Annotated in this window: 26 protein-coding genes and 1 tRNA gene; 18 read left to right on the forward strand and 9 right to left on the reverse strand. The window is 72.2% G+C overall.

The window, feature by feature from the left end; translation table 11 throughout:
* Positions 1-142: 142 nt before the first annotated feature.
* Positions 143-475 (reverse strand): hypothetical protein, encoded by a 333-nt coding sequence (locus tag ACM9LD_RS18105; RefSeq protein WP_415677958.1) that lies wholly within the window; start codon positions 473-475, stop codon positions 143-145.
* 62 nt (positions 476-537) lie between these two features.
* Positions 538-1,059 (reverse strand): SanA/YdcF family protein, encoded by a 522-nt coding sequence (locus ACM9LD_RS18110; protein WP_415677959.1) that lies wholly within the window; start codon positions 1,057-1,059, stop codon positions 538-540.
* Positions 1,060-1,305: 246 nt separating this feature from the next.
* On the opposite strand from ACM9LD_RS18110, the gene ACM9LD_RS18115 reads away from it, so the two are divergent.
* Both ACM9LD_RS18115 and ACM9LD_RS18120 read left to right on the forward strand, forming a co-directional pair.
* Positions 1,306-4,701 (forward strand): (Fe-S)-binding protein, encoded by a 3,396-nt coding sequence (locus ACM9LD_RS18115; protein WP_415678045.1) that lies wholly within the window; start codon positions 1,306-1,308, stop codon positions 4,699-4,701.
* Positions 4,702-4,746: 45 nt separating this feature from the next.
* Positions 4,747-5,415 (forward strand): hypothetical protein, encoded by a 669-nt coding sequence (locus tag ACM9LD_RS18120; protein ID WP_415677960.1) that lies wholly within the window; start codon positions 4,747-4,749, stop codon positions 5,413-5,415.
* A 72-nt stretch (positions 5,416-5,487) separates the two neighbouring features.
* On the opposite strand, the gene ACM9LD_RS18125 is transcribed toward ACM9LD_RS18120, so the two are convergent.
* The gene (locus ACM9LD_RS18125) at positions 5,488-6,069 is read right to left on the reverse strand and encodes a TetR/AcrR family transcriptional regulator (RefSeq protein ID WP_415677961.1); all 582 of its coding nucleotides are present in this window, start codon (positions 6,067-6,069) and stop codon (positions 5,488-5,490) included.
* Between the two features lie 100 nt (positions 6,070-6,169).
* Here ACM9LD_RS18125 and ACM9LD_RS18130 point away from each other — a divergent pair, with 100 nt between their 5' ends.
* From ACM9LD_RS18130 to ACM9LD_RS18140, 3 genes are read left to right on the forward strand one after another with little or no spacing between them, the layout of a single operon-like run.
* Complete coding sequence (locus tag ACM9LD_RS18130) at positions 6,170-7,231, forward strand: ABC transporter permease (RefSeq protein WP_415677962.1); 1,062 nt, start codon at positions 6,170-6,172, stop codon at positions 7,229-7,231.
* A gap of 33 nt (positions 7,232-7,264) precedes the next feature.
* Positions 7,265-8,521 (forward strand): pyridoxal phosphate-dependent aminotransferase, encoded by a 1,257-nt coding sequence (locus tag ACM9LD_RS18135; protein WP_415677963.1) that lies wholly within the window; start codon positions 7,265-7,267, stop codon positions 8,519-8,521.
* 9 nt (positions 8,522-8,530) lie between these two features.
* Positions 8,531-10,387 (forward strand): YibE/F family protein, encoded by a 1,857-nt coding sequence (locus ACM9LD_RS18140; protein WP_415677964.1) that lies wholly within the window; start codon positions 8,531-8,533, stop codon positions 10,385-10,387.
* Between the two features lie 77 nt (positions 10,388-10,464).
* Here ACM9LD_RS18140 and dcd read toward each other — a convergent pair whose 3' ends face one another.
* The gene (dcd, locus tag ACM9LD_RS18145; protein WP_415677965.1) at positions 10,465-11,031 is read right to left on the reverse strand and encodes a dCTP deaminase; all 567 of its coding nucleotides are present in this window, start codon (positions 11,029-11,031) and stop codon (positions 10,465-10,467) included.
* An 80-nt stretch (positions 11,032-11,111) separates the two neighbouring features.
* On the opposite strand from dcd, the gene ACM9LD_RS18150 reads away from it, so the two are divergent.
* On the forward strand, positions 11,112-11,696 hold the full coding sequence (locus tag ACM9LD_RS18150; protein ID WP_415677966.1) for a hypothetical protein: 585 nt from the start codon (positions 11,112-11,114) through the stop codon (positions 11,694-11,696).
* 75 nt (positions 11,697-11,771) lie between these two features.
* A tRNA-Gly gene (locus ACM9LD_RS18155) sits at positions 11,772-11,845 on the forward strand.
* Positions 11,846-11,857: 12 nt separating this feature from the next.
* Here the strand turns inward: ACM9LD_RS18155 and ACM9LD_RS18160 are convergent.
* Complete coding sequence (locus ACM9LD_RS18160; protein ID WP_415677967.1) at positions 11,858-12,694, reverse strand: hypothetical protein; 837 nt, start codon at positions 12,692-12,694, stop codon at positions 11,858-11,860.
* A gap of 50 nt (positions 12,695-12,744) precedes the next feature.
* Complete coding sequence (locus ACM9LD_RS18165; protein WP_415677968.1) at positions 12,745-13,116, reverse strand: PLD nuclease N-terminal domain-containing protein; 372 nt, start codon at positions 13,114-13,116, stop codon at positions 12,745-12,747.
* A gap of 78 nt (positions 13,117-13,194) precedes the next feature.
* Between ACM9LD_RS18165 and ACM9LD_RS18170 the strand changes: the two genes are divergently transcribed.
* Positions 13,195-13,518, forward strand: a complete 324-nt coding sequence (locus tag ACM9LD_RS18170; protein ID WP_415677969.1) for a hypothetical protein — start codon at positions 13,195-13,197, stop codon at positions 13,516-13,518.
* A complete protein-coding gene (locus ACM9LD_RS18175; RefSeq protein ID WP_415677970.1) occupies positions 13,515-14,294 on the forward strand; it encodes an S-methyl-5'-thioadenosine phosphorylase in 780 nt (259 codons plus the stop codon). Before ACM9LD_RS18170 ends, ACM9LD_RS18175 begins: the two co-directional genes overlap by 4 nt.
* A gap of 70 nt (positions 14,295-14,364) precedes the next feature.
* Here the strand turns inward: ACM9LD_RS18175 and ACM9LD_RS18180 are convergent, their stop codons facing one another.
* From ACM9LD_RS18180 to ACM9LD_RS18190, 3 genes are all read right to left on the reverse strand, one after another.
* Entirely contained in the window at positions 14,365-14,856 is a 492-nt protein-coding gene (locus ACM9LD_RS18180; RefSeq protein ID WP_415677971.1) for an SRPBCC family protein, read from the reverse strand.
* 23 nt (positions 14,857-14,879) lie between these two features.
* The gene (locus ACM9LD_RS18185; protein ID WP_415677972.1) at positions 14,880-16,265 is read right to left on the reverse strand and encodes an aspartate aminotransferase family protein; all 1,386 of its coding nucleotides are present in this window, start codon (positions 16,263-16,265) and stop codon (positions 14,880-14,882) included.
* Between the two features lie 159 nt (positions 16,266-16,424).
* A complete protein-coding gene (locus tag ACM9LD_RS18190) occupies positions 16,425-17,159 on the reverse strand; it encodes an IclR family transcriptional regulator (RefSeq protein WP_224647681.1) in 735 nt (244 codons plus the stop codon).
* A 172-nt stretch (positions 17,160-17,331) separates the two neighbouring features.
* Between ACM9LD_RS18190 and ACM9LD_RS18195 the strand changes: the two genes are divergently transcribed.
* Genes ACM9LD_RS18195 through glsA form a run of 9 tightly spaced genes read left to right on the forward strand, consistent with a single transcriptional unit; the run spans position 17,332 to position 26,226 of the window.
* Entirely contained in the window at positions 17,332-18,366 is a 1,035-nt protein-coding gene (locus tag ACM9LD_RS18195) for an NrtA/SsuA/CpmA family ABC transporter substrate-binding protein (protein WP_415677973.1), read from the forward strand.
* Position 18,367: 1 nt separating this feature from the next.
* On the forward strand, positions 18,368-19,216 hold the full coding sequence (locus tag ACM9LD_RS18200; protein ID WP_224647683.1) for an ABC transporter permease: 849 nt from the start codon (positions 18,368-18,370) through the stop codon (positions 19,214-19,216).
* Positions 19,213-20,034: an ABC transporter ATP-binding protein gene (locus ACM9LD_RS18205; RefSeq protein ID WP_415677974.1), complete on the forward strand. Its 822-nt coding sequence runs from the start codon at positions 19,213-19,215 to the stop codon at positions 20,032-20,034. The genes ACM9LD_RS18200 and ACM9LD_RS18205 overlap by 4 nt, the downstream gene beginning before the upstream one ends.
* Positions 20,031-21,059: an ABC transporter substrate-binding protein gene (locus ACM9LD_RS18210; RefSeq protein ID WP_415677975.1), complete on the forward strand. Its 1,029-nt coding sequence runs from the start codon at positions 20,031-20,033 to the stop codon at positions 21,057-21,059. The genes ACM9LD_RS18205 and ACM9LD_RS18210 overlap by 4 nt, the downstream gene beginning before the upstream one ends.
* Positions 21,056-22,099 carry an LLM class flavin-dependent oxidoreductase gene (locus ACM9LD_RS18215; protein ID WP_415677976.1) on the forward strand — a complete coding sequence of 348 codons (1,044 nt, stop codon included), beginning with the start codon at positions 21,056-21,058 and terminating at the stop codon, positions 22,097-22,099. Before ACM9LD_RS18210 ends, ACM9LD_RS18215 begins: the two co-directional genes overlap by 4 nt.
* Positions 22,096-23,259, forward strand: coding sequence for an LLM class flavin-dependent oxidoreductase (locus ACM9LD_RS18220; RefSeq protein ID WP_415677977.1), 1,164 nt, complete (start codon positions 22,096-22,098; stop codon positions 23,257-23,259). The genes ACM9LD_RS18215 and ACM9LD_RS18220 overlap by 4 nt, the downstream gene beginning before the upstream one ends.
* A gap of 20 nt (positions 23,260-23,279) precedes the next feature.
* A complete protein-coding gene (locus ACM9LD_RS18225) occupies positions 23,280-23,984 on the forward strand; it encodes a class II aldolase/adducin family protein (RefSeq protein ID WP_386109989.1) in 705 nt (234 codons plus the stop codon).
* A 25-nt stretch (positions 23,985-24,009) separates the two neighbouring features.
* Complete coding sequence (locus ACM9LD_RS18230; RefSeq protein ID WP_415677978.1) at positions 24,010-24,948, forward strand: ABC transporter substrate-binding protein; 939 nt, start codon at positions 24,010-24,012, stop codon at positions 24,946-24,948.
* 9 nt (positions 24,949-24,957) lie between these two features.
* Positions 24,958-26,226, forward strand: a complete 1,269-nt coding sequence (glsA, locus tag ACM9LD_RS18235) for a glutaminase A (protein WP_415677979.1) — start codon at positions 24,958-24,960, stop codon at positions 26,224-26,226.
* Positions 26,227-26,238: the final 12 nt, after the last annotated feature.

Below are 26,238 nucleotides of genomic sequence, written 5' to 3' on the forward strand. Positions count from 1 at the left end.
GAGCCAGATGCCCGGTGAACTGAACCCAACCACCGCAGCGGCGTCAACACCAGAGACTCCCCAGCAAAGAAAGTGTCTCGGGCCGGTGACACGACCGCGGCACCTCCAGAATCGCACTGAGCGGCGCGCATGGCCTCGTCGTTCATCGACCGGCCGGGAAGCGCCCCGCGGGCGGAATCCCCTCGCACGACCCGGCGGCCAACAGCGGGAGCGCGACGGTGCCGGCGATGAAGATCCCGATCACCACGAATCCCCCGACGCGAACCGCACGCCGTCGCGCGCCGAGAAGCGCGCCGGCCGTCACCATCAGGACGACGCTCGCAACGGCCCAGAGGAGGCCGAGGGCGTTCATCCCGACCCGTTCGGCAACCCCGTAGGCCATCCCGCAGATCCGACGGCCCCACATCTGCGCGATCTGCCACGCGGCGACCGCGGCACACAGGCCCAGGACGGGCATCACCACGAAGGCGACCACTCCCGAAATCCGACGACCTGCTCCCCCCGTCCCCGCGGACGAACCACTCGAGTCCGGGTGCATCAGCGGCCGCGCGCGATGTCCAACGCCGCCTTGGGGCGCGACAGGACGTACTCGCGGGCGAGGTTGCGGACCCACGCGCGACGGGTGCACCCGCAGGAGGCGCGGACGGCGTCGGCGTCGAGGCCGAGGTGGCGGGCGAGGGCGGCGGCCCGTCGGGCATGGAAGAACTGGGAGACGAGCAGGACGCGCCCCACCCCGAACTCGTCCCGCGCGCGACGGCACGCGAGATAGGTGTCGAGCCCGGCACCGTCGGTGAGCAGGGCCGATTCCGGCACGCCCCGGTCGCGGAGCCACCCGGTCATGACGGCGATCTCGTCGCCGGACGTGCCGCCGGCGTTGCCGGAGACCAGGATTTTCTCCACCTTCCCCAGCCGCAGGAGCTGCAGCGACGCCTCCAACCGGCCCTCGACGAAGGAGCCCGGGCGGCCGCCGCGGACGGAGGCGCCGAAGGCGATCGCGACCGGCGCGGGCGGCGCCTCCGCGGGCGCGTACAGCGGCCCCGTGCCTGTGAGGCCGGTCACGACCGAACGCGCACGTGCAACGGGATTTCTGCGCGCGCGGACGGCTGAACTCATGAGCACACCTTACCGAGCAGCGAGTTAGGTGAACCTTCGCGCAGGACTACATATATCCGCGTTCTACCGTTAGGCCAGACGCAGTGGTTTCACACCTATGTTACTGACGAGTAATATCGGTGGTTACCCAGCCCGCGAGGCAGAAAGGTGCACGACGTGGACCAGACGTATTTGGCCGCCGCCGAGTCCGACATCACCCCGCTGAACATCGCCCTCGGCACGATCGGCGCAGTCGCCTTCGTCGTCGCGTGGGCGATCTTCTTCCGCGGCGCATTCCGCATGGTGCGGATCATCGCCCAGGGCCAGTCCGCCAAGGACCGCTGGCTCCCGTTCATCCCTCGCGCCGCCGAGGTCGTGGTCGAGTTCCTCGCCCACACCAAGATGATCAAGAACCGCACCGTGGGCATCGCCCACTGGTTCGTCATGGTCGGCTTCCTCGCCGGCATGGTGTTCTGGTTCGAGGCGCTGCCGCAGACCTTCGACCCGGCCTTCCACTGGCCCGTCGTCGGCTCGTGGCCGGTCTACCACCTGCTCGACGAGGTCCTCGGCATCGCGACCTTCCTCGGCATCCTCGTGCTCATCGTCGTGCGGCAGGTCAAGCACCCGCGCAACCCCGCGCTGTTCTCGCGCTTCTCCGGCAGCAAGTTCCTGCCCGCGTACACGATCGAGGCGATCGTCCTGTCCGAGGGCGTCGGCATGATCCTCGTGAAGGCGAGCAAGATCGCCACCTACGGCGAGTCCGATCCCGTCACCGACTTCTTCACCCGCCACGTCGCCGAGCTGCTCCCCGCGAGCCCGACGCTGATCACCGTCTTCGCCTTCGTCAAGCTGATGTCGGGCGTCATGTTCCTCGTCCTCGTGGGCAGCAACCTCACCTGGGGCGTCGCGTGGCACCGCTTCTCGGCCTTCTTCAACATCTACTTCAAGCGCGAGCTCGGCAGCCGCCGCGCGCTGGGTGCCGCCAAGCCGATGGTCTCCAACGGCAAGGTCCTGACCATGGAGAACACCGATCCCGACGTCGACAACCTCGGCGCCGGCAAGATCGAGGACTTCTCCTGGAAGGGCTGGCTGGACTTCACCACCTGCACCGAGTGCGGTCGCTGCCAGAGCCAGTGCCCCGCATGGAACACGGGTAAGCCGCTGAGCCCGAAGCTGCTGATCATGGGCCTGCGCGACCACGGCTACGCCAAGGCGCCGTACCTGCTGGCCGGCGGCCGCACGGACCCGTCGGGCGAGCAGACCGGCCTGGTCGACGCCGAGGGCAACCCGGACGAGGCCAAGCTCGAGAAGATCCCCGCCGAGGCCCGCGCCGAGGCCGAGCGCGCCCTCGTCGGGCCCGCGGGCGAGGACGGTGACCTGGGCGGCGTCATCGACCCCGAGATTCTCTGGTCCTGCACCACCTGTGGTGCGTGCGTCGAGCAGTGCCCCGTCGACATCGAGCACGTCGACCACATCGTCGACATGCGCCGCTACCAGGTGCTCATCGAGTCGGAGTTCCCGCACGAGCTCGCCGGCCTGTTCAAGAACCTCGAGAACAAGGGCAACCCCTGGGGCCAGGCCTCGAGCCAGCGCACGGCGTGGATCGACGAGATGGACATCGACATCCCGGTCTACGGCCAGGACGTCGAATCGTTCGACGGCTTCGAGTACCTCTTCTGGGTCGGCTGCGCCGGCGCCTTCGAGGACCGCGCCAAGAAGACCACCAAGGCCGTCGCCGAGCTCCTCGACGTGGCCGCCGTGAACTTCCTGGTCCTGGGCCAGGGCGAGACCTGTACCGGCGACTCCGCCCGCCGCGCGGGCAACGAGTTCCTGTTCCAGATGCTCGCCCAGCAGAACATCGAGCAGCTCGACGAGGTCTTCGACGGCCTGCCCGCGAAGCAGCGCAAGATCGTCGTGACCTGCGCCCACTGCTTCAACGCGCTCGGCAACGAGTACCCGCAGGTGGGCGGCGACTACGAGGTCGTCCACCACACGCAGCTGCTCAACAAGCTGGTCCGCGAGAAGCGGCTCGTGCCCGTCGCGCCCCCGTCGGAGGACGTGACCTACCACGACCCCTGCTACCTCGGCCGCCACAACCAGGTCTACGAGGCCCCGCGCGAGCTGATCGGCGCCTCGGGCGCCACGCTCAAGGAGATGCCGCGACACCTCGAGCGGTCCATGTGCTGCGGCGCCGGCGGCGCGCGCATGTGGATGGAGGAGCAGCTCGGCAAGCGCATCAACATCGACCGCGTCGACGAGGCCCTGAACACCCTCTCGTCGTCGCCCGAGGCCACCCCGAAGAAGATCGCCACCGGCTGCCCGTTCTGCCGCGTGATGCTCTCCGACGGCGTGACCGCGCAGACCGCCGACGACGAGGCCGCCGCGCCCGAGGTCGTCGACGTCGCGCAGATGCTCCTCGAGTCCGTCAAGCGCGGCCTCCCCGAGGGGATCGTCGTCGGCAACCCGAACCGCAAGGTGTCCGACGGTGCCACCGCCCTCGCCGAGGCGCCTGCCGCGGCCCCGGCGGCTGCTCCGGCGGCGGCACCCGCGGCCGCGGCCGCTCCGGCGGAGCCCGCGGAGAAGAAGGACGCGAAGCCGACGGTGGGCCTCGGCCTCGCCGGCGGCGGCAAGCGCCCCGGTGGACCGAAGAAGCCGGGCGCTCCGAAGCCCGCAGCGGCTCCCGCCGCCGACGCCGCTCCCGCGGCCGAGGCTCCGGCGGCCCCCGCCGCACCGGCGAAGCCCGCGGTCGGCCTCGGCCTGGCCGGCGGCGCCAAGCGCCCGGGTGCCAAGAAGCCCGGCGGCGCGGCTCCGGCTGCTCCCGCAGCGCCCGCTGCCGAGGCCGCTCCTGCGGCCGAGGCTCCGGCGGCCCCGGCCGCGCCCGCGAAGCCCGCGGTCGGACTGGGGATCGCCGGCGGCGCCAAGCGCCCGGGTGCGAAGAAGCCCGGTGCGCCCAAGCCCGAGGCAGCCGCACCGGCGGCACCCGCAGCCGAGGCGCCCGCCGCACCGGCGGAGGCTCCCGCGGCCGACACCGCTCCCGCCGAGGACCGCACGCTGACCACCGCGGGCGAGTCCAAGGCCGCCGGCTTCGGCATCGCCGCGGGCGCCAAGCGTCCCGGCGCCAAGAAGCCCGGTGCGCCCAAGCCCGCGGCGGCCGCTGCTCCTGCCGCCGAGGCCCCGGCGCCGGAGGCTCCTGCGGCACCCGCAGCCGAGGCGCCCGCCGCACCGGCGGAAGCTCCCGCAGCCGACACCGCTCCCGCCGAGGACCGCACGCTGAAGACCGCGGGCGAGTCCAAGGCCGCCGGCTTCGGCATCGCCGCGGGCGCCAAGCGCCCCGGCGCGAAGAAGCCGGGTGCGGCGAAACCAGCGCCTGTGACGGATTCGGCGCCGGCGGCGACTGAGACGCCGGTCACACCCGCTCCCGAGGCCGACGCTCCGGCCGAGGCCCGCGCGGCCGCGCCGGAGGCGGCACCGTCGGTTCCGGAAACCGCCACTGACCAGCCGAAGGCGCCGTCGCGCGGCAGCGACCGGACGGTGACGACGGAGGGTGAATCGAAGGCCAAGGGCTTCGGGATCGCGGCGGGCGCGAAGCGCCCCGGCGGCCGGAAGTGATCGAAGCTCCCCGACTGGCTATCGCTTCTGCGGCAGGATGTACGCGTGCCTGAGTACGTGACTTACGAGGAGTTCGGGCGGCGGTTCTTCGAGATCGCCGTGAACGAGGAGCGTGTGGGCTCCGCGTTCGCCGACATCGCCGGTGGCGATTTCACCGTGGGCCCGATCCCGTCGGGCCCCGGTGGAATGGCCAAGGTGTGGGCGCAGGTGGAGATCGACGAGCCGCAGCTCACCCGCCAGGTGGGCGAGCTCATCACCTTCACGGTGAAGATCCCGCTCCGCATCGGGCTGCTGATCGACCTCAAGGTCGACCGGATCCGCTACGACGTGGCCGGACTCATCACGTTGCCGCTCACGGTGCGGGCCGCGGCGCCGCTCGAGCTGCGCATCGAGGTCGACCCGCCCAAGCCCAAGGACGTGTGGGTCGACGTCGAGTCGCGCACCATCCGCGGCTCCATCGTGCGTGTCGTGGCGAGCGTCGACTCGGAGATCCGGCGGTTCATCGCGCAGTACGTGGCCGAGGAGATCGACAAGCCGGAGATCAAGAAGGCGCGGATCATCAACGTCTCCGAGGAGCTGGGCCGCGCCTTCCACAACCTCGGCGACGACGATCCGCAGGTAGCCACCCCCGCGGCCCCGGCCGCGACCTCCACCCCGGCGGCCGAGGTCATCGAGCCGACCGAGATCCTGCCCGCACCGGGCGACCGGCTCTAGAAACCGGCCGATTCCCGGCTCGGGGCGACGTATTTCGATCGCCGGCCCGAATTCGGCCGGTTTCGGGACGCGTCAGCCCGCGTCGCCGTCGACGATGCGCTGGATCGCGGGGCCGTAGGTCGCCACCAGCTCGTCGGCCGAGGGCTCGACGAACAGCGGCGCTGCGATCAGGTAGCGCATGAAGGCCAGCCCGAACATCGTGCTGGCGACCACCCGCGCCGTCTCGATCCCGATCCCCGAGTGCCTGGTCAGCGTCGGGATCATCACCGACGACAGGAACTCGCCGAAGGTGTTCGCCGCGCCCTCGTCGGCGTTCACCGCGGCCCGGAGCAGCGCCCGGAAGGCGTCGGAGGTCTCCTGCCCCTCCCAGACCGTCAGCGCCGCGCGTACGAGCCGCTCCCCCACGCCCTCGCGCGGGCCGTCGAGCGCGGCGGTGAAGATCTCCTCCGGGTCGACGGGCATGCTCATCACGCCCCGGAACAGGCCCTTCTTGTTGCCGTAGTAGTACGAGACCAGCGCCACGTCGACGCCCGCGCGGGCGGCGATGGCGCGGATGGTGGCGCGGTCGTAGCCCACCTCGGCGAAGAGCTCGCGTGCCGCCTCGAGGATGTCCGCCTTCGCGGTGCTCACGCCCGCCCGTCTCCCTGTGGCCATGCGCCGATCCTAGCAGTATTTCAACGCCTGTTGACTTCCGTGTCGCCGCAGTCGTACTCTCGGATTCATCACACGTTGAATTTCCTGGAGGTGCTCCACCATGAGCAAGTCCCACGCCCAGCTCGCGGCGGTCTTCGCCGGGCTGGCGATCGCCATCCCGCTGATCGTCCTGCTGTTCACCGGCCCCGCCTCGCACGGCAAGCCGCACGACCTGCCGATCGGCGTCGTCGGCCCGGCGGCCGCGGCGCAGCAGGTCGAGCAGCGGCTCGACGCGCAGCAGCCCGGCGGCTTCGCGGTCCACTCCTACGAATCCGAGGCCGCGCTGGTGCAGGCCGCGAAGGACCGCGAGGTCTACGGCGGCATCGTGCCCGCAAGCCCCGCCGCCCCCGGGTCGCAGCCCAAGGCCGTCGTCGCGAGTGGCGCCTCGCCCGCCGTCGCGCCGATGATCACCCAGATGGCGACCGCGCTGGCCCAGGGCCAGACGGTGCAGACCGTCGAGGTCGCGCCGCTCTCCGCCGACGACCCGCGCGGCGCCGGCTTCGGCTCCATCGTCATGCCGGTCTTCCTCTCGGGGATGGTGCTGGCGCTGGCGACCGTGATGATCGGCGGGCACCCGAAGGTCGTCGCCGCTGCCCTCCCCGTGGGCGCCGCCGCCATCGGAGCCGCGGCCGTGGGCGCGGCCATGTGGATCGGCGTGCTGCCGGGCGGCTTCTGGGGCCAGTGGCTCGCGATGAGCGCGGGCATGCTCGCCATCGGCGCGACGGTGGCCGGGCTGGTCCAGCTCGCGGGAACCAAGGGCATCGCGCCGGCGGCGCTGCTGTTCATGCTGGTCGGGATGCCGCTCGCCGGGATCGCGATGCCGCCGGAGTTCCTGCCGCACGTCTGGGCGGTCCTCGGCCAGAGCCTGCCGATCGGCGCGACGGGCACCGCCCTGCGCAGCGCGGCCTTCTTCGCCGACGGTTCCCTCGTCGGCGCCGGGGCCGGCGCGGCTTTCGCGGTGCTGGGCGCTTGGATCGTGGTGGGCTACGCCCTCCTCGTGATCGGCGCGGCGAAGCACCGGGCGGAGGGCGGCGCACCGTCGGACAAGGGCGAGGTGACGAATTCCGCGGCCACGCCGGCGATCGTCACCGCCGCGACCCCGGTCAGTGCCGTGCCCCAATAAATGGATTTGCTGCAGCCTGCGACGATATAGCCCATGAGCCGACCGCATGTGCCCCACATCCGCACCGAACTCAAGCCGCTCGAGCAGTCCGCCAAGCTGCAGAACGTGCTGTACGAGATCCGTGGACCCGTGGTGGCACAGGCGGCTCGGCTCGAGGCGCAGGGACACCGCATCCTCAAGCTGAACATCGGCAACCCGGCCACGTTCGGCTTCGAGGCGCCGGACTCCATCGTCCGCGACATGATCCACGCGCTGCCCACCTCGCAGGGCTACAGCGAGTCGCAGGGCATCGCCTCCGCGCGACGGGCCGTGGTGACCCGCTACGAGGAGGTCCAGGACTTCCCGTACTTCGACATCGGCGACGTGTACCTCGGCAACGGGGTCTCCGAGCTGATCACGATGACGCTGCAGGCGCTGCTGAACAACGGCGACGAGGTGCTCATCCCCGCGCCCGACTACCCGCTGTGGACCGCCATGACGTCACTCTCCGGCGGCACCCCGGTGCACTACCTGTGCGACGAGGACAACGGCTGGAACCCGTCCGTCGAGGACATCGAGGCGAAGATCACACCGCGCACCAAGGCGATCGTCGTGATCAACCCGAACAACCCGACGGGCGCCGTCTACTCGCGCGAGACGCTGCAGCAGATCGTCGAGGTGGCGCGCAAGCACTCGCTGCTCGTGCTGGCCGACGAGATCTACGACCGCATCCTCTACGACGACGCGAAGCACATCTCCATCGCCGAGCTCGCTCCCGACCTCCTCGTCTGCACGTTCAACGGCCTCTCCAAGGCGTACCGCGTGTGCGGCTACCGCGCCGGCTGGATGGTGCTGACGGGCCCCAAGGACCACGCCTCCGGCTTCATCGAGGGCCTGACCCTCCTGGCGTCGACGCGCCTGTGCCCCAACGTCCCCGCGCAGCACGCGATCCAGGTGGCGCTCGGCGGCTACCAGTCGATCAACGACCTGATCCTGCCCGGCGGCCGACTGCTGGAGCAGCGCGACGTGGCCTTCGAGAAGCTCAACGCGATCGACGGGGTGAGCTGCGTCAAGCCGAAGGGCGCGCTGTACGCCTTCCCCAAGCTGGACCCCAACGTCCACGACATCCGCGACGACGAGCAGATGGTGCTCGACCTGCTCAACCAGGAGAAGATCCTCCTGGTCCAGGGAACCGGCTTCAACTGGCCCACGCCCGACCACCTCCGCGTCGTCACCCTCCCCTGGGCGCGCGACCTCGCGGAGGCCCTCGATCGTTTCGGCAACTTCCTGAGTTCCTACAAGCAGAAGTAGGGTGTCGGCGTGACAGCCGACCACGACCACGACCTGCACGACGACCCCGCAGCGCACGTGCACAGCCACTCGCTGACCAACATCTCCCTCGGGAGATGGGCGTCCCGGGTCGTGGTCGGCCTCCTCGCCGTGATCGGCGTCCTGGTCGTGGCCGGCGTGATCCTGCTCTGGCCGTCCCAGATCCGCGTCAGCGTGCCCTCGGGGCCGCAGACGCCGACCTTGGCCAAGGGTGAGGTCTCCGAGCAGCTCGTCGGCGACTGTGACTTCTCCCCGTCGGGGAACGGCCAGCTCAGCGACACGGAGCGCCATCCGGTCCTCAACCCCGACGGTGGCTGCCTCAACAGCTCCGTCAAGATCACCAGCGGCCCGGACGCCGGCAAGTGGACGATGTTCTCCATCGGCACGCAGCGGATGAACGTCTCCGCGGTGCCCGGGAAGGCGTCGCCGGACGCGGCACCGTCGGGCATCGACGTGTCCCGTCCGGCCACGCCCGGCACCGGCCAGCCCGACCTCGCGCCCGGCACCAAGATCATGATGAGCTGGAACGGCGGCGGCGTGGCCGGCTCGCCGTCGAACTACGCCTTCTACGACTACGCGCGCGGCGTCTCGCTGTGGGTGTGGGGCCTGGTGTTCGCGGCCGTCGTGATCGCGGTGGCGCAGTGGCGCGGCCTGCGGGCGCTGCTCGGCCTGGCGCTCTCCGGCGTGGTGATCGTGTTCTTCGCGCTGCCGTCCATCCTCGACGGGCACTCGGCCGTCTGGGTGGCGCTGGTGGCCTCGGCGGTGATCCTGTACCTCGTGCTGTACCTGGCGCACGGCGTCTCGCTGCGCACGTCGGCGGCGCTGCTGGGCACGCTGTGCTCGCTGGCGGTGTGCGCCGCGCTGGCCTGGCTCGCGACGATCACCACGCAGGTCACGGGCCTGAGCAGCGAGGACACCACCAACCTGCAGGCCTATGCGTCCACGGTCTCCACCTCGGGTGTGCTCCTCGCGGGCTTCGTCATCGGCGCGCTCGGCGTCCTCAACGACGTGACGATCACGCAGTCGTCGGCGACCTTCGAGCTGGCGAAGCTCTCGCCGAAGTCCTCGCGTCGCCGCACCTTCCTCTCCGCGATGCGGGTGGGCCGCGACCACATCGCGTCGACGGTCTACACCCTCGTCTTCGCGTACGTCGGCACGGCGCTGCCGCTGCTGCTGCTGTTCTCCATCGCGGGCCGGCCGCTGGGGCAGGTGCTCACGTCGGACTCGGTGGCGATCGAGCTGGTCCGCGCGTTCGTCGGCGGCATCGGCCTGGCCCTGTCCGTGCCGCTGACCACCGCCATCGCGACGCTGCTCGCGAAGCCGAAGCGGGTGGCCGTGAGCGCCGAGGCCGCCAAGCGCTACACGCAGAGCCATCCCGACGCCGACCCGTCGGAGATCCGGGTGCGGGAACGTCGCGCCGCGGCCCGCGCGGCGGCACCCGCGGCATCGCCCGACGGTGCCGCGGCCCCTGCTCGTCAAGCCGCGGCCGAGCGTCCCGCCGGAGACGCGGACGCCGTGAGCCGTGCGCGGCCCGCGAGCACAGCGGAGCCGCAGCCCGCGACCGGGCAGGTGCCGGTCGCCCCGCCGACGGGGCAGTTCCCGGTCGCGCCGCGCACCGCGGCGCCCCGGCCCGAGCCCCGCACCGAGCAGCGTCCCGCGGCCCAGCCCGACCAGCCGGCGGCACGGCCGGTCACGCCGCCCGCGGCCCCGTCTCCGCGGCCGGGCCGGCGGCGCCTGCCGGACGAGCCGATCCCTGCGCCCCCGCGCCCCCAGCCGCGTCCGCCGGTGCTGCCCGATCCGCCCGCACAGGACCCGCCGTCGCGCCGCGGCCGGCACTCCGCCGACTGAGACGACGACGTCCGGTCATTCGTCCTCACGATCGTGGGGACGAATGACCGGACATCCGCGGCGGCTCCGCCGCGCGATCAGTTCTGGAAGTTCAGGTACGCCTTCGACGGCGTCGGGCCGCGCTGGCCCTGGTACTTCGAGCCGACGGCGGAGCTGCCGTAGGGGTTCTCGGCCGGGCTGGTGAGCCGGAAGAGGCACAGCTGGCCGATCTTCATGCCCGGCCACAGCGTGATCGGCAGGTTCGCGACGTTCGACAGCTCCAGCGTGATGTGGCCGGAGAAGCCGGGGTCGATGAAGCCCGCGGTCGAATGCGTGAGCAGGCCGAGCCGGCCCAGCGAGGACTTGCCCTCGAGGCGTCCGGCCAGATCGTCGGGGAGGCTGCAGACCTCCAGCGTGGAGCCGAGGACGAACTCGCCGGGGTGCAGCACGAAGGGCTCGCCCTCGCCCGGCTCGACCAGCGTGGTCAGCTCGTCCTGCCGCTGCTTGGGGTCGATGTGGGTGTAGCGGGTGTTGTTGAACACCCGGAACAGGCCGTCGAGCCGCACGTCCACGCTGGACGGCTGCACCATCTGCGGGTCGAAGGGATCGATCCCCAGGCGGCCGGATTCCACGTGGGCGCGGATGTCGCGATCGGAGAGCAGCACGGGTTCAGCGTAGGGCAGGCCACACGGACCGCGAGCGTTGCCACGGGTAACGATCTCCGTGCGCGGACCGACCACAGGGCATGAAGCCCGCACGGATCGTGCTCCCCGCCCTCCTGGCCGTCGTCCTCGCCGCGTGCGGCTCCGGGTCCGACGGTCCGCCGACGGGCACCGTTCCGCCGCCGGTCACCGCGCCCGAGACCACCGGATCCGTGCCGGCCACGGCCTCGGACACCGTCGATCCCGCGACCACGTCCCCACCGGCGCGGATCGTCGCCGATCCGTCCGAGCAGTACCGGCCCGCCAACGGCCAGGGCGTGTACTTCTTCACCCCGAGCCGCAACATCGCCTGCGGCCTCGATTCATCGACGGTGGGCTGCCAGGTCTTCAAGACCACCGCGATCCCGCCCGGCGCCGACTGCGACCACGGCACGATGCCCCGCGATCAGCTCTCGAAGGGATACGTCTCCCAGGACGGCGGCGCCTTCACCCCGTCGTGCTTCAACCAGGGCCTGTTCTTCATGGTGATCCCCGAGCAGAAGACCCTCGAGTACGGGCACAGCGTGACCGCGGGCGGCATGACCTGCGTCTCCGAGGCCCGGGGCGTCACGTGCCGGCGGGGCGAGCGCGGATTCTTCGTCTCGGCGCAGAGTTTCGAGCGGTGGTGACGGCCCGCCGGGCCCGACGGTGCCCGTGCTACTGTTGCCCGTACGCGCGACGCCGTCGATGACGGTGCCGCGACTGCCGATGTAGTTCAATGGTAGAACTCCTGCTTCCCAAGCAGGTAGCGCGGGTTCGATTCCCGTCATCGGCTCCACAGGGCCGAGGATCACGCCTCGACCGGCTCCTCCACCTCGCTCCGCGCGACCTGATCGGCGTAGAACTGGGCGTTCGTCACGATGAGGAACGGCAGGACGACGATCTGCCCGATCACCCACCCGACGGTGGCGAACAGCAGGCTCGCGACGGTCTGGGATGCGATGTCGGCGCCCGGCCCCTGGACACCGGCGACGAGCGAGAACGGCAGGCTCACGACGGTCGAGATCACCCCGAGCAGCAGGTAGGTGCAGATCACCCTCCCCAGCAGGCGCCAGTATCCGTGCCGCTGCAGGGCCGCGGCGCCCCACAGCGCGTCGAAGGGGCGCAGCTTCTCGAGCACGAGCATCGGCCCCGCGATCACCAGCGTCGGCAGGACCGCGAGGACGACGACGGCGGCGAGCGCGAACAGCACCATCGTGGTCAGGTGCGCGGATTCCGGACCCGCCCGGACGGCGAGAGCGATCGCGGCCGCAGCAGCGACGACGATCGGCGCCAGGACCACCACCACATCGAGGACACCCAGCCCCACGGCGGCCGTGAGGCGCGGCCGGGCCTGCCGCCACGCGACGCGGAGCGGGGTCCGCTCGCCCGCGAGGTGCCGGACGGCGACGACGGAGCCGACCGCCGTCACGGCGACGCTGACCAGCATCCACACGATCATCACGAGGAACGTGCCCGCGGGATAGAGGCCGAGCGCCACCGCCACCTGGAGGCTGTCGCGGTCGGCCGCGGGCATCCAGCGCGGGTCCCCGATGAGCGGCAGTCGAGCCAGCACGCCGAGCACCGCGATCGTCGCGAGGAGGACCGCCGAGAGCCCCAGAGTCGGGCCGGGGTTCGCGCGGAGCACCGCGAGGGACGTGCGGTAGATGCTGCCCAGTCCCCGCGGCGGGACGGCGTTCAGTCCCTCTCCTCGGGCGCGTCAGGGTGATTGCGCGCGTCCATCTCCTTGGCCTTGCGGCGCTGCTGTTCGGCACGCTCGCGGCACTGCCGGAGGAACTCGTCGTCATCGTCCGGGTACTGGGCGATGTGCCGGCCCGGGCGTTCGTACTCGGGGAAGCCCGTGGTGCGCGACGGTGCGCCGCCGCCCGCGACGGCCCCGACGGGCCGGCCCAGCAGGAACCAGATGAGCGAGCCCGCCAGCGGGATGAGGATGACGACGATCAACCAGCCGCCCTTGGGCAGGTGGCGCACCCGGTACTCGTCCGAGACGATCACGTCGATGAGCGCAGCGACCCACATCAGCATCACGATCGCACCGAAGTACGGCATCTTGAACCCCCACCCTTAGGAAAACGGATAGCCGATGCTACCGCGAACCTGATAGCCGAATCGACCTATTGTGGCAGCGTGAGTGATCTCAGCTGGCCGGCGACCCGCGTCCTCCCCATCGGCAAGCGTTCCGGCGCCGTCCGAGGGCATCTCGAACTGACCGATACGCACCTGAGGTTCCGCCCCGCGGGCGTGGCGTCGAAGCTCCAGGGCACGCCCTTCTCGGTGCAGCTCAAGCACGTCGCGGCCGTCGGCATCGTCGAGGAGACGGTCGGCCTGTTCAAACGCACCCGGCAGCGATTGTGCGTGACGCTCGGCGACGGCTCGGAGCAGTTCTTCGAGGTGGGACGGCCCGACGAGGTCGCCGAGGCCGTCCGCGGCCGTCTCCGGGGCGCCGCGTGATCGGCGTGATCGGCGGCACCGGCCTGTACCGGTTCCTGCCCGCCGGGAGCGAGCAACGCACCGTCGACACCCCGTACGGGCGGCCGAGCGCGCCGATCACCGTCGGCGACGTCGCCGGGCGCGAGGTGGCCTTCCTGCCCCGGCACGGCCGCAGCCACGAGTTCTCGCCGCACACCGTGCCCTACCGGGCGAACCTGTGGGCGCTGCGCAGCCTCGGGGTGCGCAAGGTGCTCGCGCCGTGCGCCGTCGGGAGCCTCGACGGTGCCGCCGGCCCCGGCACCATCGCCATCCCCGAGCAGCTCGTGGACCGGACGTTCTCCCGCCCGTCCACGTACTTCGACGGTGGCGGGGTGCACGTGAGCTTCGCCGATCCGTACTGCCCCGCGCTGCGGGCCGCGGCCGCGCCGCACGCGGACCGCGCCGATTCGACGATGGTCGTCATCGAGGGCCCGCGCTTCTCGACCCGCGCCGAGAGCCGCTGGTACGCCGCACAGGGCTGGGACCTGGTGAACATGACGGGCCTGCCCGAGGCGGCGTTGGCCCGCGAGCTGAAGCTCTGTTACGCCTCGATCGCGCTCGTCACCGACCTGGATGCAGGCATCGAGGCGGGCGAGGGCGTGCGCACCGAGGACGTGCTCGCGGAGTTCCGCGCGAACCTGCCGCGGCTGACCGACGTGCTGACGAAGACCATCGCCGCGACGGATCCCGCCGCGCCCTGCGACTGCGCCGCGGGCGATCACGACCTGCCGGCGGGCCTGGAGCCGATCCGCCTCTGAGGCTCAGCCGTCCGCGAAAGCAGAATCCGCACGACCTGATTCGGTCGTGCGGATTCCGCGGTGCTGACGTCTAGGCCGAGCCCAGGTAGCGCTCGGTGTCGCGCTGCAGCCACTTCACGACGAGCCCCACCGGGAGCCCGCTGAGGCCGATCACCCGGTCGCCGCCGATCGGCTCGATGAGCAGCGTCCAGGTGAACACGGAGCCGCCGTCGGGGTGCGCCTCCACGCGGTACTTCTCCGCGAGCCGCGCCAGGCCGGGGGCGGTGGCGGACTGCACGTAGAAGGCCTTCTCGCACAGCGTCTCCGACTCCTCCCAGGAGTAGAAGAGCTCGTCGGCGCTGATGCCCGGGCCGAGGTGCACGCGACGGGTGGAGCCGGCGGCGAAGGGCCGCGGGCTGGTCCACTCGATCTTGCGGATCCCCTTGCACCAGTGCAGGGGACGGTCCGAGGTCAGCTCACCCCACACCCACGAGACGGGGCGCGCGGAGCGCACGGAGAACTCGTACACGCCGGGGCGCCCGGCCTGCAGTTCGGCGGGGAGGACGGGTTTGAGAGCGGGCATGCGCTTACTCCTGGGTCGGAAGGTCAGACGGTGTGCGCGTCCGCGACGTTGAGCGCCTCGTCGATGATGGCGAGGCCCTCGCGGGCCTCCTCGGCGGAGACGTTGCACGGCGGCACGACGTGGATGCGGTTGTAGTTGGCGAAGGGCAGCAGGCCGCCCTTCTTCAACGCGGCGACGGTCTCGTTCATCGCGGGGCTGCTGCCGCCGTAGGGCGCCAGCGGCTCGCGGGTCTCCTTGTCGCGGACCAGCTCGATCGCGAAGAAGACGCCCTCGCCGCGGACGTCGCCGACCGACGGGTGCTTCGCCTTGAAGCCCTCGAGGGTGGGCCGGATGATCTCGTCGCCGATCGTCGCGGCGTTCTCGACCATGCCCTCCTCGGCCATGGCGTTGATCGTCGCGACCGCGGAGGCGGTGGCCAGCGGGTGGCCCGAGTAGGTGAGGCCGCCGGGGTAGGGCTTGTCGGCGAAGGTCGCGGCGATCTCGGCGCCGATGGCGACGCCGCCGAGCGGCACGTAGCCGCTGTTCACGCCCTTGGCGAAGGTCAGCAGGTCGGGCACGACGGGGCCGGCGGCGGTGGCGGCGTGCTCGATGGCGAACCACTTGCCCGTGCGGCCGAAGCCTGCCATGACCTCGTCGGCGATCATGACGATCCCGTACTTGGTGCACAGCTCGCGGACGCCGGCGAGGTAGCCGGGCGGCGGGACCATGATCCCCGGGGTGCCGGGGATGGACTCGAGGATGATCGCGGCGATGGTGTCCGGGCCCTCGAGCACGATGGTGCGCTCCAGGTGCTCGAGCGCGCGCTGGCTCTCCTCCTGCTCGGTGGTCGCGTAGAAGGACGACCGGTAGAGGAAGGGACCGTCGAAGTGGGCGACGGACTCGCCGCCGAAGTCGCTGGCGAACCGGCGGGTGTCGCCGGTGACGTTGATCGCGAGCTCGGTGCCGCCGTGGTAGCTGCGGTAGCGGCTGAGCACCTTGCGGCGGCCGGTGTGCACGCGCGCCATGCGGATGGCGTGCTCCACGGCGTCGGCGCCGCCGTTGGTGAAGAAGACCTTGTCCAGGTCGCCCGGGGTGCGCTCGGCGATGAGCCGCGCGGCCTCGCTGCGGGATTCGTTGACGTGCTGGGGCGCGATGGTGCAGATCTTCGCGGCCTGCTCCGCGATGGCCGCGACGACCTTCGGGTGCTGGTGGCCGATATTGGTGTTGACCATCTGCGAGCTGAAGTCGAGGAGCTTGCGCCCCTCGCCGTCCCACACGTAGGAGCCCTCGGAGGCGAGGATCGTCATGGGGCTGATCTGCGCCTGCGCCGACCACGAGTGGAAGACATGGGCGCGGTCGAGCTCGTAGGCGCGGGCTCCTGCGGCGACGGCGTCGTCGAGGGTCCGGCCGTCGGGCAGCGTGTTCGTCATAGCTGTACTCCAAGAAATGTCTGCGGCAATGCCGGCTGGCGATATCCGCGGGTATGCGCTGCTCACCTGGTCACGTCACGGTGACTGCAACGATACTCGCCGGATCCGCGGCTCTCGCGCGCCGGTGACCTGCCCGGGACGAGCCGGGCTGCGGCCTCCTCAGGCGAGCGCGTCGGCGATGTCGCGGGCCGTGGACCGGGCGAGCTCGACGTACATCGGCACGCGCTCGGGGGTCATCAGTTCCACCGGGCCGCGCAGGCCGAGGGCGAACCGGCAGGTGCCGTCGGCGCGCAGGACGGGGAGGCCGATGGTGCGGAATCCGGCGTCCAGCTCCTCGTCGTTGAAGGCGTAGCCCCGGTCCCGGGTCCGCTCCAGCTCGGCTGCCAGCTCGTCCGGCCCGGTCACGGAGCGATCGGTGCCGCCCTCGTAGGGCAGGAGCTCCAAGAGGTCGTCGGCGGCGTCGCCCCAGACGAGCAGCGCCTTTCCCAGCGCGCTGGCGTGCACCGGGAGCCGGATCCCTTGCAGCCGATCGCCGTCCGCCTCGCGCCACCGGCTGGTCGCCACCAGAACCGCATCCCCGGCCTGCCGGATCGCGATGGACGCGTTCGCCCCCACCGTGGTGGCGAGCAGTTCGAGGTGCGGCTCCGCGCGGTAGGCCCCGTACTGCCGGTGCGCGAGCTGGCCGAACTCGGTGAGCGCGCCGCCCACGCGGTACCGGTTGCCGTCCTTGTCGAGGAAGCCCGCAGCGACGAGGCTGCCCATCAGGCGGTGCGTGGTGCTCACGGCGAGACCGCACCGGCGCGCGACCTCCGAGACGCCCAGCGCGTCGCCGTCGCGGAAGCAGGCGAGGATCTCGAACGCCCGCGCGACGGTTTGCACCCCTGAATTCTCCACGCCGCCACCCTAGCGACGACCCGCCGAATTTTCCATAGAGCGGGAAACTTCTTCCTCGAGCGCCGGAAATCGGTGTCAAACATTCCGATCACCGGAAGGCAATGTCTACGCCTGCCGCCTCGCGCCGCCTAGATTCACCAGTCATCCGTTCCCCTTCGTGAGGAGTTCGACCATGACCGCCAACCGGTTCCGCGCCGGCGCCATCGCCCTCGGCATCACCGCCCTCGTGGCCGTCGGCACGACCGCGTGCGGCGGCTCGTCCCAGGAGCCCGCCGCGGGCGACTTCGTGCTCAAGGTGACCGCGCCGCAGAACGCCGGGGCGCTCGCCGTCGGCAAGCGCGACCACGTCTTCGACGATGCCCTCAAGCCGCTGGGCGCACGCATCGAGTGGGTGGAGGCCCCGCCCGCGTTCAGCGCGAACCTCAAGCTGTTCAACGCCGGCCAGCTCGACGTCTCGGAGGGCGCGTACAGCCCCGTCGTCGGGGCACTGTCGAAGAACGTGCCGGTCCGGATCGTCGCCGTGGCGCACAACGAGGACCGCAGCCGCAGCGGCATCATCGTCCGGCCCGACTCCGGTATCCGCTCCGTCGCCGATCTCCCCGGCAAGCGCGTCGCCGTCAACGCCGCCGCCAAGGGCGACTACATCACGCTGAAGGCGCTGCAGCAGGCCAAGATCCCCGTCGACCGCGTCGAGCGGGTCGCCCTGCAGCCCTCCGACGCGACGGCCGCCTTCTCGACCGGCAAGGTCGACGCCTGGGCGTCGTTCAACGACCCGTACGAGGAGGCCCGGGCCCGCGGCGGCGTCGAGATCGCCACCGAGGAGTCCATCGATTCGCGCGACCACACGATCCTCGCCTTCCGCACCGCGGTGCTGGACGCCCGGCCCGACGTGGCCTCCGCCTTCCTCACCGCGCTCCAGGGGCTCAAGGAGCGGCAGCGCACGGATCCGGCCGCCTTCCAGAACGTCTTCGACCAGGCCGGGCCCCGCGCCGTGACCGGCGACCGGCTCGCGCGCGCCATCGCCTCCGACCGGGTCGTCGGCGTGCCGCGCTACCCGACGGCCGAGGACGAGGCCGACCTGCAGTCGGTGATCGACCTGTTCGCCGACAACGCCGTCATCAGCCGCCGCGTCCCCGCCTCCGAGGTGCTGTACCCGCTGCAGAGCAAGGCCGCCGAGTACAGCGCGGCCGCCGGCAAGGGGCGCTGACATGGCGGTCCTCGACCTCCGGCGCCAGGCGTCGACGGTGCCCGACGCCCTGATCGTGCCCGACGTTCGCAGCAGCCGGCCGCGCTCGCGTGCGCAGTCGATCGCGCTGCGCCTGCTCGTCCCCGCGCTCCTCGTGCTCGCCTGGTGGGCCGGCTCCGCCTCGGGGCTGCTCCGGCCCGAGATCCTCGCCTCCCCCGGTCAGGTCGGCTCCGCGTTCCTCGAGCTGGCACGCACCGGGCAGCTGCTGGATTTCAGCATCGCCTCCTTCCGGCGTGCCGGGGCGGGAGTCCTGCTCGGCGTCGGCGTGGGCCTGACGCTCGGCGTGATCTCGGGGCTCTCGGCCCTCGGCGAGGAGCTCGTGGATTCGACGATGCAGATCGTGCGCGCCGTGCCCTTCCTCGCCCTGGTGCCGCTGTTCATCGCGTGGTTCGGCATCGACGACGTCTTCAAGGTCCTGCTCATCGCGGTCGCCACCGTCGCGCCGATGTACGCCTACACCTACCTCGGCGTCCGCAACATCGACCGCAAGACGGTCGAGGCGGCCCGCGAGTTCGGGCTCACCGGGCCGCGCCTGGTGGCCGAGGTGGTGCTGCCCGCGGCGCTGCCCGCGATCCTCATGGCCCTGCGGATCTGCCTCGCGATCAGCATCACCGGCCTCATCGCCGCCGAGCAGGTGGGCACCAAGGAGGGCATCGGCTATCTGGTGACGCTGGCGCAGGAGTACAACCGCACCGATTACATGGTGCTGTGCGTCGTGCTCTACGGCGCCCTCGGCCTGATCTTCGACGCGATCGTCCGCGTCGCGGAGCGGTACGGGATGCCGTGGCGGCGACAGGTGGCCTTCCGATGAGCGCGCCGGCGTCCGAATCCGCGCTGCCCCCGCTCGCCGAGCGCAGCCCGTCGCCCGCCACCGCCGCCGATCGCCGCGCCGGCGAGCCCGTGGCCGTCCGGCTGACCGGGGTGCGGAAGAGCTTCGGCGACAAGACCGTCCTCGACGACATCGACCTCACTGTGCACCGCGGCGAGTTCGTGGTGCTGCTCGGCCCCAGCGGCACCGGCAAGACCACGCTGCTACGCCTGTTGAGCGGGCAGCTGGCGCCGGACGAGGGCACCGTCGAGGTCCCTCCCGCTCGCACGTCCGTCTACCAGGAGCCGCGGCTCGTCCCGAACAAGCGGGTGCTGCGCAACGTCACCATCGGCCAGCCCCGCGGCCGCGACACCGACGAGCGTGCGCTCGCCGCGCTCCGCGAGGTCAACCTCGGCGAGAAGGCCCGGCAGTGGCCCGCCACCCTGTCCGGCGGCGAGGCCCAGCGGGTCGCGCTGGCCCGGGCCCTGGTGCGCGAGCCCCGGCTGCTCCTGCTCGACGAGCCCTTCGCCGCGCTGGACGCGCTCACGCGACTCCAGATGCAGGACCTGGTGGGCGATCTCGTCGCCCGGCACCGTCCCGCGGTCCTCATGGTCACCCACGACGTGGACGAGGCCGTCCGCCTCGCCGACCGGGTGATCGTGCTGCACGGCGGCGCCTTCGTGTTGGACGAGGACATCGACCTCGTCCGTCCCCGCGACCGGGCCGACCCCGCGGCCCTCGACTACCGAACCCGCCTGCTCTCCCACCTCGGGGTGGGGCGCGGGCACACACCGTCCCCCCGAGGAGAGGAGCACTCATGACCAGCACGCTCACCGACACCCTCTGGTACACCCGCTGCCCCGTGCCCACCGCGAGCGGCGTCGCGCACGCCCGCGGCTGGCTCGCGGACGCCGCGGTCGACGCCGGGCTCTCGCTGAAGGTGCTGCAGGACAGCGCCCCCGACGTCGCGGCGCGGCACTTCGACCACGACCTCCCCGGCCTGATCCGCGAGGGTGGCAACGTCCCCGCGCTCGCGGCCCGGGCGGAGGGCTCGCCGACCCGCCTCCTCGGACTCACCTGGATCGACGAGGCGCAGGCGATCGTCGTCCGGCCGGACTCCCCCATCGCCGACGCGGCGGACCTGCGGGGCGCCCGGCTCGCGCTGCCGACCTGGGCGGCGGACCGCGCCCGCAGCTTCCCGCGCGCGATGGCCCTGCACGGCTTCCGGAACGCACTCCGGCTCGCCGGCCTCGACGTCGCCGACGCCCGCCTCGTCGAGGTCCCCGCGGAGGGCGACCCGCAGGTCGTCGGCGCGGCCCGCTCCACCACGTGGGGCGTCGACCGGCTGCTCGCCGGCGACGTGGACGCGGTGTACGTCAAGGGCGCCCGCGCCCGCGATGTGGCCCGCGAGCACGGGCTGCGGACCGTCGTCGACCTGGACGCGACCGCCGATCGCGCGGCGCGGGTGAACAACGGCACGCCCCGCCCGATCACCGTGCACCAGGCGCTGCTCGATGAGCGGCCCGACCTGGTCACGGACTTCCTCGTGCGCAGCCTCCGCGCCGCGGACTGGGCTGCGGAGCACCCCGGCGAGGCCCGCGCGGTGCTGCAGCGCGAGACCGGCTCCGCGTCCGAGGGCGCCGCCGCCGCGTACCCCGACCACGTCATCGCCGGCCTGCACCCCTCGCTCGACGAGGACCGGCTCGAGCTGCTCGGCCGCCAGCAGCAGTTCCTGCTGGCGCACGGTTTCCTCGCCGCCGACTTCGACCTGGAGTCCTGGGCCGCGCCGGAGCCGCTGCTGCGGGCCCGGGCGATCGTCGCCGAGCGCGCCGAGGCCGCGCGATGACGGGCGTCGACTGGCGGCTGTCCGTCCGCGGCGACGCCCGCCGCGCGGGAACGCCGCCCGCCCGCACCGCCTTCCGCGACCTGCTCGACGCCGTCGACGCCGCCGAGCTGGCGGGGGTCGACGGGGTCCTGGTGCCCCGCGACCCCGCCGGGGACGAGTCCTGGGTGGTCGCCGGCGCCGCCCTGCGCGCGACCCGGCACCTGCGGGTGACGGCGGAGTTCGACCCCACCTTCGGCAGCCCGGTGTACGCAGCCAAGGTCTCCGCGACCCTGCAGCGACTCTCCCGCGGCCGGTTCGGCTGGCGGCTGCAGGCCGAGCCCGACGCGGACGAGGCCCGCACCCGCGGCGACGTGCTCGCGAGCGCGGAGCGGTACCGCCGCGCCGCCGAGTTCCTCGAGGTCGCACGCGGCGTGTGGAACAGCGACCCGGTGGGCGGGAACGGCTTCGAGGGCACGGGATTCGAGTACGACGGCGACCACTTCCACGTGGCGGGCGGCGGCTTCCGCGGCATCCTTTCGGGGCTGCCCTTCCCCCGCGTGGAGATCGCCGGGGACGACGGTGCCGCCCTCGCCCTGTCCGCCCGCTTCGGCGACGTGCACGTCTTCACCGAGCGACGGGACGCACCGCTCGAGGACCGGCTCATCGCCCTGCGCTCCGCCGCCGCGGCGACGGGACGCACGGTGGGCGTCGCGCTGGAGGTGCCCGTCATCGCCCGCGAGACCGACGACGAGGCCTGGCACCGCGCCGACCGGCTGACCCGCCAGGCCGGCGCGGAGCCCGACGCGGCGGACCGCCTCGACGCCGTCCGCTGGGCGGGCTTCCGCGCCGCCGGTTTCGGCGACGAGATCGGGCTCGTCGGCTCGTATTCGACGGTGGCGCACCGCCTGCGGGAGTACGCCGAGGCGGGCGTCGACACGGTGATCCTCACCGGCCGCCCGCACATCGAGGAGATCCACCGCGTCGGCGAGCACCTGCTGCACCTGACCGACCCGTCGGCGCGCCTGCTCCGCGCGCCCCGTCCCGAGGAGGCGAACGCGTGACCGTCGACTTCTACTGGCGCATCGGCATGGAGGGCGACCACGCCTCCCTGCGCGAGCCGCGCCGCTACAACCGGGGCGAGGCGCAGGGCATCGGCCCCGGCAACATCGCCCCGGCGATCCGCGGCGGCGAGCCCGACGGCTACGCCTACATCGACCACGCCGCGGCGGTGGTGCGCGCTTCCGAGCGGGCGGGCTTCGTCGGCGGCCTGCTGCCGAGCTTCCCCGTCACCGAGGATCCGTGGGCCTTCGCGTCGGCCCTGGCCGCCGAGTCGGAGACCTACCGTTTCATGGTCGCCTTCCAGCCGGGCTTCCTGCATCCCGTGCAGGCGGCGCGGATGTCGGCGACGCTGCAGCGCGCCACCGGCGGCCGGCTCGTCTACAACATCATCAGCGGGGGCGGCGGCCGCCCGCAGCTGTGGTGGGGCGACAAGGTGGACCACGACGACCGGTACGCCCGCACCAGCGAGTTCCTCGACGTGCTGCGCGGGGTCTGGCGGGGCGAGCCCTTCCACCACGACGGCCGGTTCTACCGCACCGACGGTGCCGCGCTGCCGCCCCTGCTCGCGGAGCAGCCCTTCCCCGAGGTCTACTTCTCCGGTTCCTCCGGCGCGGCCGTCGAGGCCGCGGGGAGGCACGCCGACTACTACCTGTCCTGGCTGGAGCCCTACGCCGACCTCCGCGCCAAGTTCGACGGGGTCCGCGCGCACTCGGAGAAGCTCGGCCGCACACCGAAGTTCGCGGTGCGGATCGACGTCGTCGCGCGCCACACGGAGGAGGCCGCCTGGGCCGAGATCGAGAAGGGCTGGGCGTTCGTCGACCGCGGCGCCGCCGAGCGCGCCGCGCAGGGCGACTCCGTGGGCGCCGCCCGGATCGCCGGCTGGGTGCCCACCACCATCACCGGCTACCGCGACCTCGAGGTGCAGCCCAACGTGTGGTGCGGCTTCAGCCTGATCCGCGGCGGCCCGGCCTTCGGCCTCGTCGGCAGCTACGAGCAGGTCGCCGAGCGGCTCGACGAGCTCCGCGAGCTCGGCGTCGACGCCTTCATCCTGGCCGGCAATCCGCACCTCGAGGAGGCCTACCGGGTCGGCGAAGAGGTCCTCCCCCTGCTCCGCAGCAGCGTTCCCACCGATCTGCGCGCGCCCGCCCTGCGCGCCGGATGACCACCACCGAAAGGACCGTCATGACCACCGTGCTCCCCCTCGACGACACGGCGCTCGCCTTCGTCGACGCCACCGCCCGCGACGCGCAGAAGGCCTTCCGCGTCTTCCGCGAGACCGGCACCGTCTCCGCCAACGGCACCGTCAACTTCGTCGAGCGCATCCCCGGCACCGAGGCCGCGGTCGCACTCAACGAGCCCGGCCCGTGGGCCGACGACCCGATCGCCCGCCCCGTCGTCGCCACGTTCGACGGCGAGGTCCTGCAGGGCGAGGGCGGCGCGGGCTTCGTCACCGCGTACGCGGACCTGTTCCGGGCGCATCCCGAGATCACGTCGGTCGTGCACGTGCACACGCCGTGGCTCGGCGGCTTCGCGCAGACCCACCGTCCGCTCCCGATCCGCTACGCCGCGTCCCAGCGGCTCACCCTCTCGCGCTCGATCCCACCGCACATCGACCGCACGATCGGCGCCGGCGAGTTCATCCTCGGCGAGCTGGAGCGGGACCCGCACCTGGCGGCGATCTTCGAGGCCAACGGCGGCGTCAACGTGATCGGCCGCGACGGCCTCCTGGCGCTCGCGAAGTTTGTCGTACTGCTGGAGGAGGGCGCCCAGTACCAGGCCATCGGCGAGGCGGTCGGCGGCACGCAGGAGTTCGATCCCAGCAACCTCGTCGCGCAGTGGGGCCGCAGCGGCCTCCTCGACCGCGCCCGCGCGCACGGCCTCGTCTGACCCGGAAACCCAAGGAGCACACACCATGACGCTGCGCGTCGGATACTTCCCGCACAACAACTCCCTGTTCGTCCTGCGTCACCGCGGCATCCTCGAACGGTCGATCCCCGACGTCGAGTGGGTCGACCTGCGCGACCTCCCCGAGCCGCCGGCCGTCGACCCGCGGTCGGGCCTGCCGACGCTGCACTCGGACTGGCTCTTCGCCGACGGCGGCTACGACGTGATCGGCACCGGCTTCACGCCGCCGATCACGGCGCTCGGCGCCGGACACGACGTGGTCTACCTCGGCATCTCGGGGCCGCGCGTCGAGAACGGGCGGATCGTCGCGCTGGCCGGCAGCGGGATTACCTCCCCCTCGGACCTGCGGGGCAAGCGCGTGGGCGTGGCGCACGGGTCGTGGCAGACCACCCTCGTGTTGTTCGCGCTCGACGACGCCGGGCTCACGTGGGCCGACATCGAGCCCGTCGACGTCGACGTGCACGCGGGCGGCGAGGCGCTGCTGGCCGGCGAGATCGATGCCTGGGTCGGCGCCTACCCGGGTCTCGCCGCCGTGGAGGCGCGGGCGGAGTTGGTGACGCTCGTGGACACCGCGTCGGTGTTCAGCCACCCGTCGCTGTGGTTCACCTCCCGCCGGCTCGCCGAGGAGAACCCGGAGGCTGTGCGCGCCGTCCTGGCCGCGCTCGCCGAGTCCGACGCCTGGGTCACCGCGAACCCGCGAGAGGCGGCCGCGTACTTCGCCGACGACGCCGCGGCGCGCGGATTGCCCGCGGATCTCGACGCCTGGGAGGCCGCGGTGCGCGGCCGCCCCTTCGGCGTCGGCCCCGTGACCGAGGACTTCCTCGACGAACAGCAGCGCGCCGCCGACCTGTTCGTCACCGGTGGCCTGCTGCCCCGGCGGGTTGACGTCCGTGGCGCGGTACTGCCCTGGATCGGCGAAGCGGCGGGAGCGGCCACCGTCGGATAGCTTTGCAGTATGAGCCAGACGAGCACGGACCGACAGCCCGGCGGACTCACCGGGTTCACCGACAACCCCGTCAACGCGGCGATGGCCCGCGTGCTCGACGACGTGCGCCGCGAGGAGCACCCGGGCGCCGTCGCCGACTACATCCCCCAGTTGGCGACGGCGGACCCGGAGGCCTTCGGCGTGGCGTCGGTGTCGGTGCACGGGCACAGCTACGGCGCCGGCGACTACCGCGTTCCCTTCACCATCCAGTCGATGAGCAAGCCCTTCGTGTACGCGCTGGCCCTGGAGGCGCTGGGGACCGAGGCGGTGCTGGAGCGGATCGGCGTCGAGCCCAGCGGCGAGGCCTTCAACGGCATCAGCTTCGACCCCTCGGGCCGGCCCGAGAACCCGCTCATCAACGCGGGGGCGATCGTCTCGACGTCGCTGATCCCGGGGGCCGACGGTGCCGAGCGCTTCGCCGCGATCCGGGAGGGACTGTCGCGCTTCGCCGGCCGCGAGCTGGAGCTGGACGAGGCGGTCTACCGGTCGGAGTCGGAGACCGGCTTCCGCAACCTCGCCCTCGCCGCGCTCGCGCGGTCGACGGACGCGCTGCGCGTCCCCATCGAGGACGCGCTCGACCCGTACTTCCGGCAGTGCTCGCTGCTGGTGGATGCGCACGACGTCGCGGTGATGGGCGGCACCCTCGCCAACGGCGGCGTCAACCCCGTCACCGGCGAGCGGGTGGTGAGCGCGGCGGTCGCGCAGCACACGCTCTCGGTGATGACGGGGTGCGGCATGTACGACCGCTCGGGGGCCTGGATGGTGTCCGTGGGCATCCCCGCCAAGTCGGGCGTGGGCGGCGGCATCGTCGCGGCGACGCCGGGCGAGTACGGCATCTGCGTGTTCAGCCCGCCGCTCGACGAGGCCGGCAACTCCAGCCGCGGCGTCGCGGTGCTGCAGCGGATGAGCAGCGAGTTCGGGCTGCACCTGCTGAACCGGTCGATCACCCCGGTGAGCGCCGTCGCCTCCGTCACCACGGACCCGTCGACGGGCCGGACGGTGCTGCGGCTGCGCGGCGAGGTGGACTTCGTCGCCGTGGAGGAGGTCGTGCACGAGGCCCTGAGCCTGGGCCGCGCGCAGTCCGGCAGCACCATCGTCCTCGACCTCACCGACGTCACCCGGATCTCGACGGTGTCCGCCTACCTGCTGACCCAGCTCGCCTCCGACGTGGGCTACGGCGTGCGCGTGGTGATGGAGGACCCGTCCAGCCTGTGCGCGCTGAAGCCCCTGGGGGACTGAGGCTCCCGGTCT

The sequence above is a fragment of the Tsukamurella hominis genome (assembly GCF_965137015.1).
Taxonomy (GTDB): domain Bacteria; phylum Actinomycetota; class Actinomycetes; order Mycobacteriales; family Mycobacteriaceae; genus Tsukamurella; species Tsukamurella hominis.

Coding starts and splice junctions, on each gene's coding strand:
- ACM9LD_RS18205 (WP_415677974.1), top strand. CDS start 19,213: ATGAGCGCGCCGGCGTCCGAATCCGCGCTGCCCCCGCTCGCCGAGCGC.
- ACM9LD_RS18215 (WP_415677976.1), top strand. CDS start 21,056: ATGACGGGCGTCGACTGGCGGCTGTCCGTCCGCGGCGACGCCCGCCGC.
- ACM9LD_RS18165 (WP_415677968.1), bottom strand. CDS start 13,116: ATGCCGTACTTCGGTGCGATCGTGATGCTGATGTGGGTCGCTGCGCTC.
- ACM9LD_RS18195 (WP_415677973.1), top strand. CDS start 17,332: ATGACCGCCAACCGGTTCCGCGCCGGCGCCATCGCCCTCGGCATCACC.
- ACM9LD_RS18210 (WP_415677975.1), top strand. CDS start 20,031: ATGACCAGCACGCTCACCGACACCCTCTGGTACACCCGCTGCCCCGTG.
- glsA (WP_415677979.1), top strand. CDS start 24,958: ATGAGCCAGACGAGCACGGACCGACAGCCCGGCGGACTCACCGGGTTC.
- ACM9LD_RS18130 (WP_415677962.1), top strand. CDS start 6,170: ATGAGCAAGTCCCACGCCCAGCTCGCGGCGGTCTTCGCCGGGCTGGCG.
- ACM9LD_RS18225 (WP_386109989.1), top strand. CDS start 23,280: ATGACCACCGTGCTCCCCCTCGACGACACGGCGCTCGCCTTCGTCGAC.
- ACM9LD_RS18135 (WP_415677963.1), top strand. CDS start 7,265: ATGAGCCGACCGCATGTGCCCCACATCCGCACCGAACTCAAGCCGCTC.
- ACM9LD_RS18125 (WP_415677961.1), bottom strand. CDS start 6,069: ATGGCCACAGGGAGACGGGCGGGCGTGAGCACCGCGAAGGCGGACATC.
- ACM9LD_RS18230 (WP_415677978.1), top strand. CDS start 24,010: ATGACGCTGCGCGTCGGATACTTCCCGCACAACAACTCCCTGTTCGTC.
- ACM9LD_RS18185 (WP_415677972.1), bottom strand. CDS start 16,265: ATGACGAACACGCTGCCCGACGGCCGGACCCTCGACGACGCCGTCGCC.
- ACM9LD_RS18180 (WP_415677971.1), bottom strand. CDS start 14,856: ATGCCCGCTCTCAAACCCGTCCTCCCCGCCGAACTGCAGGCCGGGCGC.
- ACM9LD_RS18200 (WP_224647683.1), top strand. CDS start 18,368: ATGGCGGTCCTCGACCTCCGGCGCCAGGCGTCGACGGTGCCCGACGCC.
- ACM9LD_RS18150 (WP_415677966.1), top strand. CDS start 11,112: ATGAAGCCCGCACGGATCGTGCTCCCCGCCCTCCTGGCCGTCGTCCTC.